Source organism: Clostridium sp. UBA1056 (assembly GCA_002316385.1).
Classification (GTDB): Bacteria; Bacillota; Clostridia; order Clostridiales; family Clostridiaceae; genus Clostridium_J.
In genome coordinates this window covers 13,241-13,592 of sequence record DCDL01000034.1, presented here as the reverse complement: position 1 = coordinate 13,592, position 352 = coordinate 13,241, and the positions used below count along the sequence as shown (strand labels likewise).

1 protein-coding gene is annotated in these 352 nt (G+C 22.7%); it reads left to right on the top strand.

The genetic code is table 11. The annotated features are described in order from the left end of the window. Nucleotides 1–191, top strand: a 191-nt coding sequence (locus tag B3W71_RS09530) for a hypothetical protein (protein ID WP_346888702.1), incomplete at its 5' end; no start/stop codon positions are given. Nucleotides 192–352: the final 161 nt, after the last annotated feature.

Sequence of the window (352 nt, the reverse complement as noted above, 5' to 3'; positions counted from 1 at the left end):
TTAATGAATTTTATTTATTGAACTTATATATTCTAATAAAATCTTTAGAATTTCTTAAGATTTATATGAAACTTTTCTTTAAAAACTCCTTCTATAATCAAATTATGGAAGATGAGGAGGAGTTCAAATTGGAAGCATCAACTATAATTAACATCAATTCCAGCTGTAGTATTGAAGTTAAACTTTATTAAATACACAGCTTATTCAGCACTAGGAATATTAATTTAAATTAGCTTATATAAATAGCCTTATAAAGTGCCTAGTATGCATATAATATATGTTAATATATATTTAGAAGAATTTAATTGAATTAAAGGTATTCTAAAAGTTGGTATAAGGCATCTTCAAAAAA